Below are 16141 nucleotides of genomic sequence, written 5' to 3'. Positions count from 1 at the left end.
TTATAAAATGAATACAATAACAAGATTTTTTTGGTTTTTCCAGTTATTAGGTATAAGCTGTTTTGCCCAGCAGCATACAGAAACATTAGCGGTGGAACCAGGCGTTTCCATGGCTTTGGCAAGTTCCAGGAGCGCAGCCATAACTACTATTCAATACCGGCTTTATTTTACTGTGCCAGAAGCGCAAACAGCACCAATTACAGCAACAGAAAGCATTGGCTTTAAGTTAAATAAGGTAATTTATCTGCAAATAGACTTTAAACAAAATGCAGATCATTTAAAACAGGTTTCGGTTAATGGAAAAACTATACCAATCGATTTTAGAGCAGAACATATTTTAGTGAAGCCGGAATATTTAAAGCTAGGGAATAACCACATCGCGGTTGAATTTATAGCGGGTAACGAATCACTGAACAGGAATAAGGATTTTTTATATGCACTTTTTGTTCCCGATCACGCCAGGACAGTATTTCCCTGTTTTGACCAACCAGATTTAAAAGCTAACTTTTTACTTTCATTAACCGTTCCAACTGATTGGAAAGTAATGGCTAATGCTGTTAAAAAAGATTCGTTGGTACAAGGAAGCGCTACCACCTATCATTTTGATAATTCGGATAAATTACCCACCTATTTATTCTCTTTTACTGCAGGAAAATACACGCAGGTTAATCGGGAAATGAAAAACCGTAAGATGGAATTCCTTTACCGGGAAACGGATTCTGCCAAGATTAAATTCAGTGTAGATTCTGTTTTTGTAGCACATCGTGATGCCATCGACTTTTTGGAAGACTGGACAGCGATAAAATACCCCTTTCAGAAGATAGGCTTCGTTGGTATCCCTGATTTCCAGTTTGGTGGGATGGAGCATCCTGGTGAGGTACAATATAAAGCATCATCATTATTTTTAGATCAGGGGGCCACTAAAGATCAGTTCATTTCGCGTTCTAATCTGATTTCACACGAAACGGCACACATGTGGTTTGGCGACCTGGTTACCATGAAATGGTTTAACGACGTGTGGATGAAAGAGGTTTTTGCCAATTTTATGGCCGATAAGGTGACTGAAAAATTAATGGGTAAAAACACTTTCGATCTTAAGTTTTTACAGGATCACTATCCTGCCGCCTATGGGGTAGATAGGACAAGAGGGGCTAATCCCATCCGCCAGCAACTGGATAACCTTGAGGAAGCCGGATCGATGTATGGAAATATCATTTATCATAAAGCTCCCATTATGATGCGCCAATTAGAGTTATTAATGGGTAAGCGGAATTTTCAGCAGGGAATAAGGGAATATTTAAAAAAATACAGTTATGGCAATGCTACCTGGAATGATCTGATTGCTATTTTAAGTAAACACAGTAAAAAGGATCTCCTGAGTTGGAATAAGGTTTGGGTAAATGAACCCGGAATGCCGGTTTTTAGTTATCACATTGAGTATAATAACGATAAAATAAGCAATTTAAGCTTAAGCCAAAGCAGTGAGACGGGAGAGGCCAGAGTATGGCCACAGTCTTTTACCGTTAAGCTGGTTTACCCCACTTATAGTAAGCTTTTAACCGTAAATGCTGCGCACGCCAAGACGGATTTAATGGAGGCAAAAGGCCTTCCAAAGCCACAGTATATTTTATTTAATGCAAATGGAGGCGGATATGGGCTTTTTCCTGTTGATAAAGAAGCAATGCTTAACCTTTACCACATTGCCGATCCGTTAGAACGTGCATCAGCTTATATCAATGCCTACGAAAATATGCTATCGGGCAAAAGCAATAAACCTGAAGAACTTTTAACTGTGTTCTTAAAGGGGTTGGCAGTTGAGAAAAACGAAATGAACCTCAGGCTCATTGCAGGTTACCTGACAAATATTTACTGGACTTTTATCACTACCGAAGAACGGAATGCCGGGCTTGAAAGTATGGAGAAAACGATATGGACTGCAATGGAACAACAGCAAACACAAAATAATAGGAAAATTTTGTTCAATACGTATCAAAATGTATATCTGAGTGCTGAAGCTGGAAAGCGTATGTATCAAATCTGGCTTAAGCAAACTGCACCAGATGGCGTTAAATTGCTGGAAGATGATTACAGTGCGCTGGCTTTAACACTGGCACTTAAAACAGATACCGCCAATACCATCTTAAAAGAACAGTTGGCACGCACTAAAAATGAAGACCGCAAAAACCGCTTGATTTATTTAATGCCTGCATTATCTTTAGACGTTAGCGAAAGAGATCATTTCTTTGATGGTTTGAAGGAGCGTAAAAACCGCCAGAAAGAAGCATGGGTAACTACGGCTTTATCTTATCTGCATCACCCCATCAGGCAAAAAACATCTGTTCGTTACCTGAAAGAGAGTTTAGACCTGCTGGCAGAAATACAGAAAACAGGGGATATATTTTTCCCGCAATCGTGGCTGGCCGCTATCTTCTCAAATTATAACAGCAAAGAAGCCAATGCAGTGGTACAGGATTTTTTAAAATCCCATCCAGGATACAATCAAAAACTGAAAAATAAGATTTTGCAAACTACAGACAACCTTGCACGGGCACAGAAGATCATGAACTGAATCGTAACTAAATTTGTTACATACAGGTTTGAAAAGAATTTATACTTTTGTCGCGAGAGCGTTAATTTAGATTTGAAGAGGGTAAGCATTAATTTGTTTGCCCTTTTCTTTTTTTAATCATTTTAACCGTCATGCTGAACTTGTTTCAGCATCATCTATGATGAGCTCACCAATGCCAGGTTCAGTGCAACGGTATAGTGCAAACGGGTTTACATTTATACCCCGCATTAAAAAATTGAATCTAATAATCGGTCTTCTAATTGAAAGATTCAGTTTCGTTGTTCAGGTCATCCAATAAACCATTCAATAAAATTTCTCTTTTATCTGCAATAGAAATATCGTCCTGGATATAAACGGTTAGGTTTGTGTTTTCTGTGGCTTGGGTGTACATACTAGATTGGGCTGATTTATGTTTATCAATTAAATATCTGTAACTATTTAACGTCGCTTTTTAGATATAGTTTGTAACTTTTTTAATTGTTGGGTTAAATCAATCCCTTCAGCTGCTCATCACCTTGAAAATAGATTATCTGTGGTGATCTAAAACCTGTAATAAATAATTTAAGTCTTCTTCTGTATTGTAATAATGAAAAGAAATCCTTGTACCAGTTCCCCGTGGCGAACAAAGTATTTTGGCGGCAGAAAGTTTATCTGCTGTATTTTGGGTCAAGGGCATACTCATAATCGTTGATTGATACTTTCTGTCAAGCATCCAGTCGGGTACTAACCCTCGCGAATTTAACTCCAATCTTGCCTGATTGCTTAGCGTTTGTGTAGTTTTTTCAATCTGATCCAAGCCGAAGGAAGCAAGATAATTTAAACTTTCGTTCAATGTACCAAAGTTTAAGGTATCTAGATGCCCAGGTTCGAAACACATCGATAAATGATCTTTTCCTTTTAAAAAAGGTGCTGTAGGTAAGTCAGCCAATTTGTTTCTTGCATATATAACATCTTTCATCTGATCGGAAAGAAAAGCATAGCCGTTTCCATATCCGGCTAAAAGCCATTTGTATCCACTGCCAATCAATGCATCTAAACCTGATTTTTCAAAATTAAAGGCAGTAGTACCCAAAAACTGGGTACCATCTCCAACCAATAGCAGGTTAGGGTAGGTTGCTTTTAGTTGCTGGATAAAATCATCGTCCATTCTGAAGCCACTAATGTATTGCACCATGCTAAATGCTAGTACGGTAGGCTTAAATTTATCAATGGCATGAATGATGTTCTCCTCCAGTTTTTCATCGATTTTGATGCTGTAATAATCGAAACCCATGCTGATTACCGGGTAACTTACCGATGGATATTCTTCTTCTAAAAGCAAAAAACGATGACTTTTATCCAGTCCACTCAATAAAATATTGAAGCCCACCGAGAAATTCTGAACGAGATAAGTGTTTTCTGGTTTTGAGCCAAAAAGTGCCGTTATATTGTTCCTGAGATCAGTAATGATGGGCAGGTTTTCCATTCTGAAAATGCTTCCGCCTGCAATAAATGCTTGGTCATGTTGCGCCCGCCATTCAGCCAGATTAGTCGATAAAATGCCTGAATTGGCCGTATTGAGGTAGGTATATTCTTTGAGGATCGGGAAAGATAGGTTCATATTCAAATTTAAAGGAATTCTGCACTAAAAAAATAATCCAGATGTCAGGTTAGCAGCCCAAAACATTGATGCGCAATTTCATATTCCTCATTAGTTGGAATAACCAATATCTTAACCTTTGAATCTGCGGTATTAATCTCTTTTAGTTCACCTTTATAACCGGTATTACGAGCTAGATCCAATTCAATACCCAGGTAACTGAGTTCTGAACATACAGCTTCACGCATGTTGCTGTCGTTTTCGCCTACACCTGCCGTAAATATAATGGCGTCAATGCCATTTAAAACAGCAGCATAGGCACCAATAAATTTCCTTATCCTGTAAGCATAGAGCTTAATGGCCAAGGCTGCAGCTGCATCTCCTTCATTTACCATTTTTCTGATATCGCGCATATCGCTCGAACCACCCACACCCAAAAGTCCCGACTGCTTGTTAACCAGGGTACTCAGTTGTTCTAAGGTATATCCGGAATGCTCCATTAAATGAAAAATAACCGAGGGATCGATATCTCCTGAACGCGTACCCATCATTAGGCCGCTTAAAGGACCAAAACCCATACTGGTATCTATCGATCTGCCATTTTTAATTGCCGTTATACTGCAGCCGTTACCTAAGTGAATGCTGATTATCTTGCTGTCTTTTTTATCAAGCCAATTAATGGCCTGTTCACTTACATATTTATGGCTGGTTCCATGAAATCCATATACCCGGATGCTATATTCTTTATAGTACCACTCCGGGATAGCATAACGATAAGCCTGCTCTGGTATGGTTTGATGAAAAGCCGTATCAAATACTGCAATTTGTTTAGCTCTTACAAAAGTTTGCTCAGCTACTTCAATACACTTATAGTTAACAGGGTTATGCAATGGGGCAAGAGAAAATAGCCTTTTGATCTGATGTTTTACCTCGTCGGTAATAATTGTTGGGCCAGAAAAGCGTTCGCCACCATGTACTACACGGTGACCAACCGCTGCAATATCATCCGGACTTGCAATTACAGCGTAATCTCCCTGGGTTAATAATGCCAATACCTGTTTTAATGCTTCACTGTGGTTAGATATAAAACCGGTTTCTTCTATGCTGTATTTTTCGTTACGGATATAAACGGTATGTTTTATAAAAGAGCCTTCTATACCGATACGCTCTGCCAGTCCACTGCAAACGGGATTTTTTTCGGGCATTTTAAAAAGCTGGTATTTTAAGGAGCTGCTACCCGAATTGATTACTAAAATGTTCATATCTAAATGTCTTGACATTGGATCGCTGTAATGACAACGGTATTAAAAATATCATCTACTGTGCAACCCCGGCTCAAATCGTTTATCGGTTTGTTTAAGCCCTGTAACATCGGGCCTATGGCTAAAGCACCGGTTTCGCGTTGCACCGCTTTGTAGGTGTTGTTACCTGTATTTAAGTCGGGGAAGATGAGTACGCTTGCCCTGCCAGCCACCTCCGATCCCGGTAATTTTTGTTTACCCACTAATGGATCTACAGCAGCATCATACTGTATCGGTCCTTCAATTTTTAATTCCGGGTGCCTGGCTTTAACGATGGCAGTAGCTTCCCTTACACGTTCTACATCTTCACCTTCGCCTGATGTGCCGGAGGAATAAGACAACATGGCTATGCGCGGCTCTATACCAAATTTGGCACTGCTTTCTGCCGAAGAAATCGCAATTTCTGCTAATTGCTGGGCAGTAGGATTGGGGTTAACCGCACAATCGCCGAATATGGCAACACGCTCAGGCAGGCACATAAAAAAAATAGAAGAAACTACTGATACACCCGGCTTGGTTTTTACAAACTGTAAGGCAGGCCTGATGGTGTGTTGAGTGGTGTGCACTGCCCCCGAAACCATTCCGTCGGCATCGCCTTTGTAAACCATCATCGTTCCAAAATAGGAAACATCTGTCATCATATCCCTCGCCATTTCCATATTCACGTTTTTAGCTTTGCGCAGCTCATACAGGGTTTCCACATAATCGGTATATTGAGTGGATTGTTTAGGATCATGTATCCTTAAAGCGTTGAGATCTAAATTTAGGCCAAGTCTTTTTACACTACCGGTAATTTCTACCGGGTCTCCTAAAAGGGTTATGTCTACAATATCCTGTGCAATAAGTTTTTCAACTGCTTTTAAAATACGTTCATCATTTCCTTCGGGCAATACTATATGTTTTTTATCGCGTTTAGCCCATTTAACCAACTGGTATTGGAACATATGTGGCGTGATGCCCTGGTAGCTAAAGGTTATAATTTTATCATCAAGGGCTTTTATATCGACATACTTTTCAAAAAGCTCTATGGCCAGGGCAATTTTCTTTTTGTTTTCAATTGTAATTTTCGAATGGATACCTCCAATGGTTGTTGTGGTTTCGAAAGTTCCTTTTTGTACGGCAATAATCGGGATAATCGTCTGCAAGCCCTCGATCAGTTTGATGATCGGTTCGTCAGGTAAGCTGCCTGCAGTTAAAACAATACCAGCAATTTTAGGGTAACTGGCCGATAAATTGGCCTGAAGCGCGCCGATAATAATATCACCGCGATCGCCAGGGGTAACAATAAGCAGGTTATCTTTGATGTGCCTTAAAAAGTTGGGCAGCATCATGGCGCCGGTTACAAAATTATCAACCTGGTTATCCATCAGTTCAGTACCGAAGAGCACTTCGCCTCCCAGTGCCAATGTAATCTCTTTCATCGTCGGGCTTTGAAGGCCTGTTTCAGTCGGAATCACGGCAATAAGTAATTCAGCGGGCAATTGATTGGTCAAAGCTTGCTTAATCCGTTCGGCTTCCTCCGGATTCACCATATTGGCCACTACACCTAATACCTGTACATCGCGCAACAGGAAGTTACGGTAGATATTGATGGCCGATTTAAAAAGCTGGCTTGCCGTTTTATTTTTTCCCGACACCACGATTAAAACAGGCGCCCCAAGGTTTTTAGCTACCAAAGCATTCGATTCGAACTCAAATGCCATACCTTCACCTAAAAAATCACTTCCTTCAATTACCGTAAAATCATAATTATCTTCGAGTTTTTTATATTTACTGATAATGGTATTGATGATTGTGCCACCATCATCCGATTGATGCAGTATTTCTTGACGGGTGAAAGCAAAAGCATCTTCATAGTTAACAGGAAGCGAAAAATAATCCAGCATGGCTTCTACATGCTCATCTTTTTTACCCTGATCGTCCTGTGCAATAATGGGTTTAAAATAACCCACTTTTTGGGTTTTTGCCAATAGCATATTGATCATCCCGAAAGCAATTACTGATTTACCAGTATAGGGTTCGGCCGATGCAATAAATATATTTTTAGTCATAAATATGGATCAATGTAAAGGAATAACCAATTATGCTCAATATAGTTGGAAATTTTTAGTTTAAAAACTAAAGCAGGTTAAGTTTTTAATTCTTGCTTAAAAAACCTGAATCTGCATGTTCCAATCACTATAAATAAACACTAACCGCTATTTATTGCATTTGATGATCCACCAATCGATATAAATAAAAACTAAGGATTTATAACCTTCGGCGTAGCATCTTTACCCATAGTGAAAACCTTTAGCTACAGTAAATAGTCCATCTGCTACACTTATAGAAGTAATGGCTTTTCTACGTTTTTTTTAGCCATTTGATTCAATCAGGAGCTTTAACATCTTTAAACGATGAATAAGCGGCTGATTCACTTTTGCATCAGGGTTAAGCTTCAGAGGGGTGAAATGACTCTCTAAAAAATGTTCATAATCGGTAATTACGGTAGCCTGATTTAGATAAATTGGAACCTGTTGCTTTCCTGCTTGGGTAAAAAAATCTTCCAGCTGCTGTATTTCTTGGATGGTCATGCTGCAAAGTTATCATTATGTAATGAATTGAGCCAAACAAAATGAAGCAGGAATAAGTATGTCTCTCGTGTTCAATCCAAATAAATTTTAGCCCTGGTTATAAATACTCCAGGTTCGAATTTTAGTACTGAAAATTTTAGTTTAAATTTGTGTTCCCAACTAATTGTTTTTTTACGGTGTGGCCAGAGAATGGATAATAGCGAAATGAGAAAAGATATCCCTGGTGTTGAAATTTTTCCAGGTGTTTCACGTCAAAAAGAATATTACCGGAAAGAAACCGCATGGCACCGCGATTGGAAACTGGCTTTCCCGGCTTCATTTAGAGAAATTGCTTTTTCAGATACAGCCAACTCCAATATTCACCGGGCAGACATATTTACGCCTTCCGGTTATACCATCGAGTTTCAAAATTCGCCCATTACACTTGCCGAACTCAACAGCAGGGAGGCTTTTTATCCCAATTTGATATGGGTATTAAACGGCAAAAAATTTAAGGGCTTTAAAATATTGAAACACTTGCCGGATGTGGATGATCCGAGGTTAGAGGGATATGAATTCTGTCATTCAGATCACCTTTCAATGGTCAGGAAAACGGAGATTATACAGGAGATACCCAATCCGAAAATACTTAATTTTTATCATCCGGAACTGAAGGGCGTTAAGCTTACCTCAAACTTATATTCTTTCTGCTGGAAACAACCGCATAGCGTATGGTATTCAGCCACTGCTAAAATCATTATTGATTTAGGCGGGCATTTCTTGTACGAGCTTAAACAGCGCAAACAATTAAATGGAAATTACCCTTATTTAAAAATGATCAGCAGGAAAACCTTTATTGACTGGCATACCCCGCCAGAAATTTAAGGTGAAGATGGCACAAGAAAGAGGCTGTTTCATCAGTATAAAATTGTCATCCTGTCCAAAGGACTTATTTTAACTGTCTTGAAGGCGTTTCGACTGGCTCAACGTGACAAATTGAAGCGAAATTACACCTTGTGATAGAGCCTCTTTCTTTTTTTATGCTTTACAGCTTTACCTTTTTGGCTTTTGGTTCAGATTTTTCAGGTAACTGTATCGATAAAATCAGATCAATGCTTTCCGAATTTGTTTCATAATCGGCTGCGATTTTTTCCCATTTTTTGAGTTCACCCTGTAAGGTTTCGATCTCCTTACTTATTGATTCGATCTTATTTTGGATTGATTTTCTAACGTTGGTATTTGCCATGGCACAAAATTATGATTTGACGGCAAATCTTTAAACTTCTTTAGGCAAAGCCTGAGCATAAAAAATGCTATGTGTTCTGATTCAAGGAGTTTTATTCTGATAAAATTTTCAACAATAGTGAAGAAATGCTGAATCTGCGTGTGATGAGATAAAATTTGTAATCATTTGCTATTTTTATCCAACACCCTTTATAAATTATGAAGAAAAATTGTAGTGGCGATGGACAATAAGTTTTTTAGTATTATCTCTTCAATATGTTAGGAATCGTTTTATGTGGCGGGCAGAGTTTGCGCATGGGTACTGATAAAGGATTGCTTGATCATCAAAATAAGATTTGGGCACAAGTGGCGGCTGAGAAACTGGCATCGTTAAATCTCCCTGTAAAATTTTCGGTCAATCCATCTCAACAGGAAGTTTATGCTGCTTATCTTGGAAAGGGGCAGCTCATCATTGACGATACTTTGCTTGATGTAAGAGGGCCTTTGCTGGGCGTACTTTCTGTACACCTATCAAATCCGGAAGAAGATTTGTTTTTATTGGCCTGCGATATGCTACTGATGGAAATCAGGCTAATGGAAAAGCTTATAAAGCTGTTTAAACCAGATGATAATTTTGAGTCCTATATTTTCAGCCAAGATAGCCGGCAAGAACCGTTATGTGGCATTTATAAAGCTAAGGGACTGAAAAAAATTGTACGATTGCTTCAAACCAATGCTTTGGCCAGGCACAGCATGAAATGCGTTTTGAGTAATTTACGGATCTGCGAAACTACTCTCGAAAGCCAGGATTATAAGTATTTCGGTAATTTTAACTCGAAAGAGGATATTAAGGGGACATCACCAGATAACACTCCAAAACTTTAACTTTTGAATTCGCCAAAATACTTGGTGTTACCGGTTACATTGATCAAAATACAGTGACAATTGGTAACGATCGATTCAAGATTTCGTTGATGATTCCTAGCGTTCTAAAAATACTTATCGAGCGTTAATCCATACGTGAGGTTCAGGTTTTCGCTACGGGTAATATTAAGTTTATTATAATTCAATGCAGTGGTGAGGCTTATCCATTTACGAAGTTTTAATCCAAGTGTAGTGGTTGAGCGGATAATATAATCACCTTGTCTATCAAAAGCATTTTGCAAAAAATGATTTCCATCAATTGTAATCAGTTCTTTTATGGCAAAATGATACTGTAACCTTAATGAGTTCCGGTAAGTGTGGTAGCTATCGCCTGCAATCAGGCTGCTTTGATCAAATAATACACCATCGCTCAGGTTAATATAGGCGTTAGGTTTATCTAATATGCTATAGGCAATACCGCCTCCCGCCAGCAATTGGTTTTTTAATTTTAATGAATAACTCGTGTTGTAATTCACCAAACCCCAGTAATAAAAATGCGGAAAGGTTTTGTACAGGTTAAAGTTTAATGTGGTAGAAAAATCGTTATTGGTTAAATCACTGTTCTGTTTGCCATAAAGCCATGCGGTAGTGGAATTTAGAACAAAACTTTTCTTTTTCATGCCAAAATTAAGCGCATTGTTTAATAAATAGGCACGGTCTTCATTGGCGTGGTTAATGGATCCGGTTGAAGTGAGTACAACATGATGGTTGGTGCTATCCGTATATTGGGCATATAATTTAAAGCAGCATAGGAAAAAGAAAAATGGCAATACAGTCAACTTCATAAAACGTTAACATTTATTACCATCAATATGTTTAGTCAGCGCTTGGATCTCAAATGGTAATCTCACATCTAAGTTATCACGTTAAACTCAGTTTGTACTGAGCTCAACGTGACAAATACAAGTTGAATTCCTTATACGGTCAACTTGCTGATGAATATAGGTAGATTATTTCAGTGCCAATTCAATTACCGGAATTTGGAAATCGGGCTTTTTCTTAGGTAGTTTTAATACAAGTGAGTTTCCAGCAGATTTTTCATTATCAATTTGTATTTCAGAGTTATCATGTAAAAACTGAGCGTATTTTACTTGGTTTTTGTATCCATCCAGTGTAATGTAACCGGTATTTGGATATTCGAACAGGTGTACATATAATTTTCTGGTGTCTTTATTATAGGTGAGTTTTGTTCCTTCAGTCGCTTTAAATTCTTCCGGTGCAAAGGTACAATGGTAAATAGATTTCGAATTGGCGTGCATCCAAAGGCTTAAGCTATCTAAAGCAATGTTAGCCCGGTTATCAAACTCACCGCGGGCGGTGGGACCAACATTAAGCAATAAATTACCTCCATTGGCCACCGAAGTAATTAATAGATCCAGTAATTTTCTATTGCTTTTCCAGGTATTTTCATCACGGTGATACCCCCACGATCCAGAAAAGGTCTGGCAGGTTTCCCAAACTTTTCCACGGTATTTTTCCAGTTCTTTCGTACCAACCTGTTCAGGTGTTTCGAAATCCGTACCATCTTCGTAATCATTAAGATCTAAACGGTTATCTACTATAATTTGGGGTTGCAACTTTCTGATCTGCTTAAGCAAGGCTACCGAACCCCAATCGTCACGGCCTTTACCGTGTTTACCAGGGTATGAAAAGTCGGCCCAAAGAATGTCGATTTTTCCATACCGGGTTAACAGTTCCGTTACCTGATCGTACAGGTATTTACGATATTTAGCCATGTCCCTGTTTTTGTTCAGTGCTGCATATTCATCGTCGTTATCTTTATTTGGCCTTAAAGGATGATACCTGTCAACTGTAAAATCAGGGTGGTGCCAATCGATAAGCGAATAATAAAAACCTACCTTAATCCCTTCAGCACGAAAAGCTTCAACAAATTCTTTTACCAGGTCTCTTTTGGCCTGCGTATTGGTGGCTTTATAATTGGTGTATTTGCTGTCAAATAAGGTAAAGCCTTCATGGTGTTTGGTAGTGAGTACGGCATATTTCATTCCCGCCGCTTTAGCTTCTTTTGCCCATTTTTTAGCGTCGAATAAATCGGGATTAAACTGTTCAAAATATTTCTGGTAGTTTTCGTCGGTAATGCGTTCATTGCTTTTAACCCATTCGTGGCGGGCTGGCAGTGCATATAGTCCCCAGTGGATAAACATGCCAAAGCGGGCATCTGTCCACCATTCCATTCTTTTGGTTTTTTGGGAGGCGGTTTCATTGCCTAATCGTTTTTGGGCCAGGCCAGGTAAGGTTAAGCCCAGCAGGAGCAAAGCAGATAAAATTGTTTTTCTCATTTCAAATTCTTTTGGTTAGCATTTAATGGCCTAATTTACTGAGGTATATCCTTTCAAAATGATGGAATATGAGCAAAATATTAAGTTAAATTGGTTTAAATGTTAATGGATAAGATTGAAGTTCCTAAAACTTTGAAGAAGTTAGCCTTGTTTAAAGATCAGTATTGCGTAGAACATAATTAGATAGAAAAAGCCATGAAAACTCAAAAAACACCTGCAAAACAAAATAAACAACCCGGGATAGAAGCCATGATGGATCCGAGACCTGAAGTAATTAAAGCAACCTATAAGGGGGCAGGTAAACTGAATGATAAGGTAGCACTGATTACCGGAGGAGACAGTGGGATTGGCCGTTCGGTAGCAGTACATTTTGCCAGGGAGGGCGCCGATGTTGCCATTGTTTACCTGGACGAGGACATCGATGCGAAAGAAACGCAAAAAATGGTTGAAGCTGAAGGTAAAAAGTGCTTATTGATTAAAGGAGATGTTAAAAAGCCGGCATTTTGCAAAAAAGCAGTAGAAACAACAGTTAAAACACTTGGGAAGATCAATATTCTGGTAAATAATGCCGGGATGCAGGTTCCGGAGAAAGATCCCAAAAAGATCGACGATAAACAATTGGAAGATACCTTCCGTACCAACATACTCGGCTATTTTTATTTTGCACACGAAGCATTGGAGTATTTAAAGGCGGGCGATACCATCATCAATACCACTTCGGTAACAGCTTACCGTTCTTCGCCAAACCTGATCGATTATTCATCAACTAAAGGAGCAATCACTTCTTTTACCCGTTCGTTGGCTACCAATCTGGCCAAAACAGGTATCCGTGTGAATGCTGTGGCACCGGGCCCCGTGTGGACACCGCTCATTGTATCTACTTTTGATCAGGAAAAAATAAAATCGTTCGGTTCTGAAACGGCAATGCAAAGGGCAGGGCAGCCCTCAGAACTTGGGCCGTCCTATGTATTTCTAGCTTCTGATGATGCTTCTTTTATTACGGGGCAGGTAATACATGTTAACGGAGGCGAAGTGGTAAACGGGTAATTTCGCTGAAGATAGGAAATGATATTGGGTCAATTCCTTGTTTATAGCTATTTTATACGATATTGTAATAAAAATGCCAGACAATGATAAGCCTGGCATTTTTCGTAACATGAGAAATGTTTAAAGCATTTCGCTATCTTCCTCATCATAAGCATTGGGGTCTTTGTCCAATTCTTCGATGTCAGATTCATTGTAGTCATCTGTTTCCTCCTGTTCATCATCATCTTCTCCATCTTCAGGATACTCAATTTCCTCATCTAATTGTGTTCCCTTGCCATCGGCAAAAGGTACCTCATCTTCAGTATAGTCATTGTCGCTATCAGGTTCTGGTGCATGTCCATCAGCCGCATTTCCCTGAGAGCGGTTGATCTGAAATTGTTCAATATTCTGAATTTCTTCTTCCGGTTGGTTGTTTTCTTGATTTTCCATAGTATATGTTTTTTAATAATAGAACAGGACGAAATTGAATTAAGTTTAGTAGAAATTTAAAATCTCAGATCCTGTTGTGGTATGGTTTTAAATAATCAGCTTTATCCAAACTTTTTAAATGCCAACCGGGTTCTATTAATGCGTTACACTTAATTAATCGTTATGAAAAACCGTTTTAAAACCAGAAAAATAGCAGTAGTGGGAATGATTATTTCAGCTACTTCATTTAATGTAATTGCTAAAGCCGATTGGCTTTATCCAACCTTAACTGAGCATACTCACCCACAAGATACCTTAACTGCTGCACAATTTTTGCAACAGGCAGCAATTGCAGGAATGAAAGAGGTTTTAACGGGAAAACTTTCTGCAGATAAAGCAACAGATAGAAATATTAAGGCATATGGCCAGATGATGGTTGATGACCATAACAAAGCCAATGAAGAATTAAGGGCATTGGCAAAACTTAAAAAAGTGGCGCTGCCTATGAGCACTCCCGACGGCGGGCAAAGGCCGGATGGCAGGGTTGATTCATCTCCTGAAAATATGAAAGATACTTCCCGTACCAGGAATGCCGAAGGTGAAGCAGGAAACAGTGGTTTGGCAAAAAAAACAGTTAGCGGCACAACAGAAGCTGAAGTAATTCAGGCAATTGACCAGTTAAAAAAACTAAGAGGAAGTTCATTTGATAAAGCTTATGTGGAAATGATGGTTTCAGATCATCAAAAAGCTGTTTATTTGTTTGAAAAAGCTTCCCAATCGTCAGATGCTGACATTAAAGCATATGCCGGAAAATATTTACCTATACTCAAAAAGCATTTAAAGCAGGCAAGTGCATTGGCTGGCAAATCCGGTAAATAGGGCTTGGTCCCGAAAGAAATAGGCCATTTTATGAGTAAATTGGCTAATCATTTCATTCGGCCAAAGACTAAGCTGCCAGATACCTTTCAATCCTGCTGGCAAAATCGTTCAGGTCAAAAGGTTTGTTAATGAAATCTTCCGCATCACATTTTGCCTTAACGGCGTTCAAATGGTTATTGGCCGACATCATCATCACCGGAATACGATGTGTTTTAATATTTTGCTTTAACCTGTTACAGATGTCCAGTCCGCTGCCATCAGGCAACATAATGTCTAGAATTACCATATCTGGCAGATGTTTGTTCATTTCAAGCCAGAAATCGCTAATGGTTGGACAGGTCTTTACCTCGTAAAGTTCTTCAATTAACAAAAATTCGATGATCTCTCTGATGCTGGGATTATCCTCTACTACATAAATGCACTTTTTCATAAGCTTTATACATTAATATTTACATAACTCGCCTAGCTGTCAGATGTTTAAGATAGTTATTCACAAAACCAGGGTTATTAACCTGCCCAGTTGCCCATGTCATAGGTTTCTCTAATTTTGATATTCACTAAAAAAATATGAAAATTTATTTTGATACTAATTTTTTTAGTATAAATTTGCTTTCAGAGAGACAGGATACGGAAATATCTCAAAGATAATTTCGTATTAATTGAAGAATTCAGACACAGGTTTTTGGCCTGGTTTACTTGCTGATATAGTTGATTTTTTATGACCGTTACCGTTTTAGCCATATTCGAAACAGATTTTAGACCGGATCTTTCATTAGGCAAGATCATGAATGAGAGATTGAGGATCGCTGCGGCAGATTTACAGGATATCCATTTACAGCAATTACATGCAATTGGGCAACGAAATGATGATTTGGTGGTTTATATCAGCTATAATCCCAAATATAAAATCAGGTGGCGTGTAGTTAATGATGTTCCGGAAGAAGTAGAGGATTTTGTGGCCCAAATTTGTGGTAATTTAGGTTATATCCCATGGAAAACCGCTGCCATTAATATTTTTAAAGGGAGTGAATAACTTTGTTTTAATTGTAAAACTAAATCGCTTGTTTGTCGTTTGATAAGCTGGCTAGGCATAGAAGTATAGTTTTTAGTAAAGGGTATCATGGAAGAATATTCAGGAGATATTGTTCACCTGAAAAAAGATACCAGGTATAATGATGAAATCTTTTATGGTTATATGTTGATTCTAAAAGCAAATCCTTTTTACGAACTTTTGATTGATGCCATTGATAGGTATATCGCTGATATAAATGACCAGAAATACTCCCAATAACTCTGATCACATTCCGATATCTAAAAATTTTTAATAAAAAAAAACGAGTTGTCATTTGATAACTCGT

At 38.6% G+C, this 16141-nt stretch carries 17 protein-coding genes; 7 read left to right on the top strand and 10 right to left on the bottom strand.

Annotated elements, in window-relative coordinates; genetic code table 11:
• Window positions 1-7 precede the first annotated feature (7 nt).
• On the top strand, window positions 8-2569 hold the full coding sequence (locus GGQ60_RS05675) for a M1 family metallopeptidase (RefSeq protein WP_183760715.1): 2562 nt from the start codon (window positions 8-10) through the stop codon (window positions 2567-2569).
• A gap of 256 nt (window positions 2570-2825) precedes the next feature.
• On the opposite strand, the gene GGQ60_RS22960 is transcribed toward GGQ60_RS05675, so the two are convergent.
• The 5 genes from GGQ60_RS22960 to GGQ60_RS05655 all read right to left on the bottom strand — a co-directional run bounded on the left by GGQ60_RS22960 (window position 2826) and on the right by GGQ60_RS05655 (window position 8022).
• The gene (locus tag GGQ60_RS22960) at window positions 2826-2960 is read right to left on the bottom strand and encodes a hypothetical protein (protein ID WP_260300580.1); all 135 of its coding nucleotides are present in this window, start codon (window positions 2958-2960) and stop codon (window positions 2826-2828) included.
• 135 nt (window positions 2961-3095) lie between these two features.
• Window positions 3096-4169 (bottom strand): aminotransferase class V-fold PLP-dependent enzyme, encoded by a 1074-nt coding sequence (locus tag GGQ60_RS05670; RefSeq protein WP_183760713.1) that lies wholly within the window; start codon window positions 4167-4169, stop codon window positions 3096-3098.
• A gap of 44 nt (window positions 4170-4213) precedes the next feature.
• The gene (locus GGQ60_RS05665; protein ID WP_183760711.1) at window positions 4214-5410 is read right to left on the bottom strand and encodes an acetate/propionate family kinase; all 1197 of its coding nucleotides are present in this window, start codon (window positions 5408-5410) and stop codon (window positions 4214-4216) included.
• Between the two features lie 2 nt (window positions 5411-5412).
• The gene (gene pta, locus GGQ60_RS05660) at window positions 5413-7500 is read right to left on the bottom strand and encodes a phosphate acetyltransferase (protein ID WP_183760709.1); all 2088 of its coding nucleotides are present in this window, start codon (window positions 7498-7500) and stop codon (window positions 5413-5415) included.
• 303 nt (window positions 7501-7803) lie between these two features.
• Window positions 7804-8022 (bottom strand): DUF6965 family protein, encoded by a 219-nt coding sequence (locus GGQ60_RS05655; RefSeq protein ID WP_183760707.1) that lies wholly within the window; start codon window positions 8020-8022, stop codon window positions 7804-7806.
• Window positions 8023-8211: 189 nt separating this feature from the next.
• Between GGQ60_RS05655 and GGQ60_RS05650 the strand changes: the two genes are divergently transcribed.
• Window positions 8212-8886 carry a competence protein CoiA family protein gene (locus tag GGQ60_RS05650; protein ID WP_221235883.1) on the top strand — a complete coding sequence of 225 codons (675 nt, stop codon included), beginning with the start codon at window positions 8212-8214 and terminating at the stop codon, window positions 8884-8886.
• Between the two features lie 160 nt (window positions 8887-9046).
• On the opposite strand, the gene GGQ60_RS05645 is transcribed toward GGQ60_RS05650, so the two are convergent.
• Entirely contained in the window at window positions 9047-9247 is a 201-nt protein-coding gene (locus GGQ60_RS05645; protein ID WP_183760705.1) for a hypothetical protein, read from the bottom strand.
• Window positions 9248-9501: 254 nt separating this feature from the next.
• Here GGQ60_RS05645 and GGQ60_RS05640 point away from each other — a divergent pair, with 254 nt between their 5' ends.
• Window positions 9502-10110: a molybdenum cofactor guanylyltransferase gene (locus tag GGQ60_RS05640; RefSeq protein WP_183760703.1), complete on the top strand. Its 609-nt coding sequence runs from the start codon at window positions 9502-9504 to the stop codon at window positions 10108-10110.
• Between the two features lie 104 nt (window positions 10111-10214).
• Here the strand turns inward: GGQ60_RS05640 and GGQ60_RS05635 are convergent, their stop codons facing one another.
• Together GGQ60_RS05635 and GGQ60_RS05630 are read right to left on the bottom strand one after the other, a co-directional pair.
• A complete protein-coding gene (locus tag GGQ60_RS05635; RefSeq protein ID WP_183760701.1) occupies window positions 10215-10934 on the bottom strand; it encodes a DUF481 domain-containing protein in 720 nt (239 codons plus the stop codon).
• A gap of 165 nt (window positions 10935-11099) precedes the next feature.
• Window positions 11100-12449 (bottom strand): alpha-L-fucosidase, encoded by a 1350-nt coding sequence (locus tag GGQ60_RS05630; RefSeq protein ID WP_183760699.1) that lies wholly within the window; start codon window positions 12447-12449, stop codon window positions 11100-11102.
• A 195-nt stretch (window positions 12450-12644) separates the two neighbouring features.
• Here GGQ60_RS05630 and GGQ60_RS05625 point away from each other — a divergent pair, with 195 nt between their 5' ends.
• Window positions 12645-13496, top strand: coding sequence for an SDR family oxidoreductase (locus GGQ60_RS05625; protein ID WP_183760697.1), 852 nt, complete (start codon window positions 12645-12647; stop codon window positions 13494-13496).
• Window positions 13497-13616: 120 nt separating this feature from the next.
• Here GGQ60_RS05625 and GGQ60_RS05620 read toward each other — a convergent pair whose 3' ends face one another.
• Window positions 13617-13925 (bottom strand): hypothetical protein, encoded by a 309-nt coding sequence (locus GGQ60_RS05620; RefSeq protein ID WP_183760695.1) that lies wholly within the window; start codon window positions 13923-13925, stop codon window positions 13617-13619.
• 162 nt (window positions 13926-14087) lie between these two features.
• On the opposite strand from GGQ60_RS05620, the gene GGQ60_RS05615 reads away from it, so the two are divergent.
• Window positions 14088-14783: a DUF4142 domain-containing protein gene (locus GGQ60_RS05615; protein ID WP_183760693.1), complete on the top strand. Its 696-nt coding sequence runs from the start codon at window positions 14088-14090 to the stop codon at window positions 14781-14783.
• Window positions 14784-14850: 67 nt separating this feature from the next.
• Here the strand turns inward: GGQ60_RS05615 and GGQ60_RS05610 are convergent, their stop codons facing one another.
• Complete coding sequence (locus tag GGQ60_RS05610) at window positions 14851-15213, bottom strand: response regulator transcription factor (RefSeq protein WP_183760691.1); 363 nt, start codon at window positions 15211-15213, stop codon at window positions 14851-14853.
• 288 nt (window positions 15214-15501) lie between these two features.
• On the opposite strand from GGQ60_RS05610, the gene GGQ60_RS05605 reads away from it, so the two are divergent.
• A complete protein-coding gene (locus GGQ60_RS05605) occupies window positions 15502-15816 on the top strand; it encodes a hypothetical protein (RefSeq protein WP_183760689.1) in 315 nt (104 codons plus the stop codon).
• Window positions 15817-15903: 87 nt separating this feature from the next.
• Window positions 15904-16074 (top strand): hypothetical protein, encoded by a 171-nt coding sequence (locus tag GGQ60_RS05600; RefSeq protein ID WP_183760687.1) that lies wholly within the window; start codon window positions 15904-15906, stop codon window positions 16072-16074.
• The last annotated feature ends 67 nt before the right edge of the window (window positions 16075-16141 follow it).

The sequence above is a fragment of the Pedobacter zeae genome (genome assembly GCF_014196715.1).
Lineage (GTDB): Bacteria > Bacteroidota > Bacteroidia > Sphingobacteriales > Sphingobacteriaceae > Pedobacter > Pedobacter zeae.
This window is presented reverse-complemented; position numbering and strand designations above follow the sequence as displayed.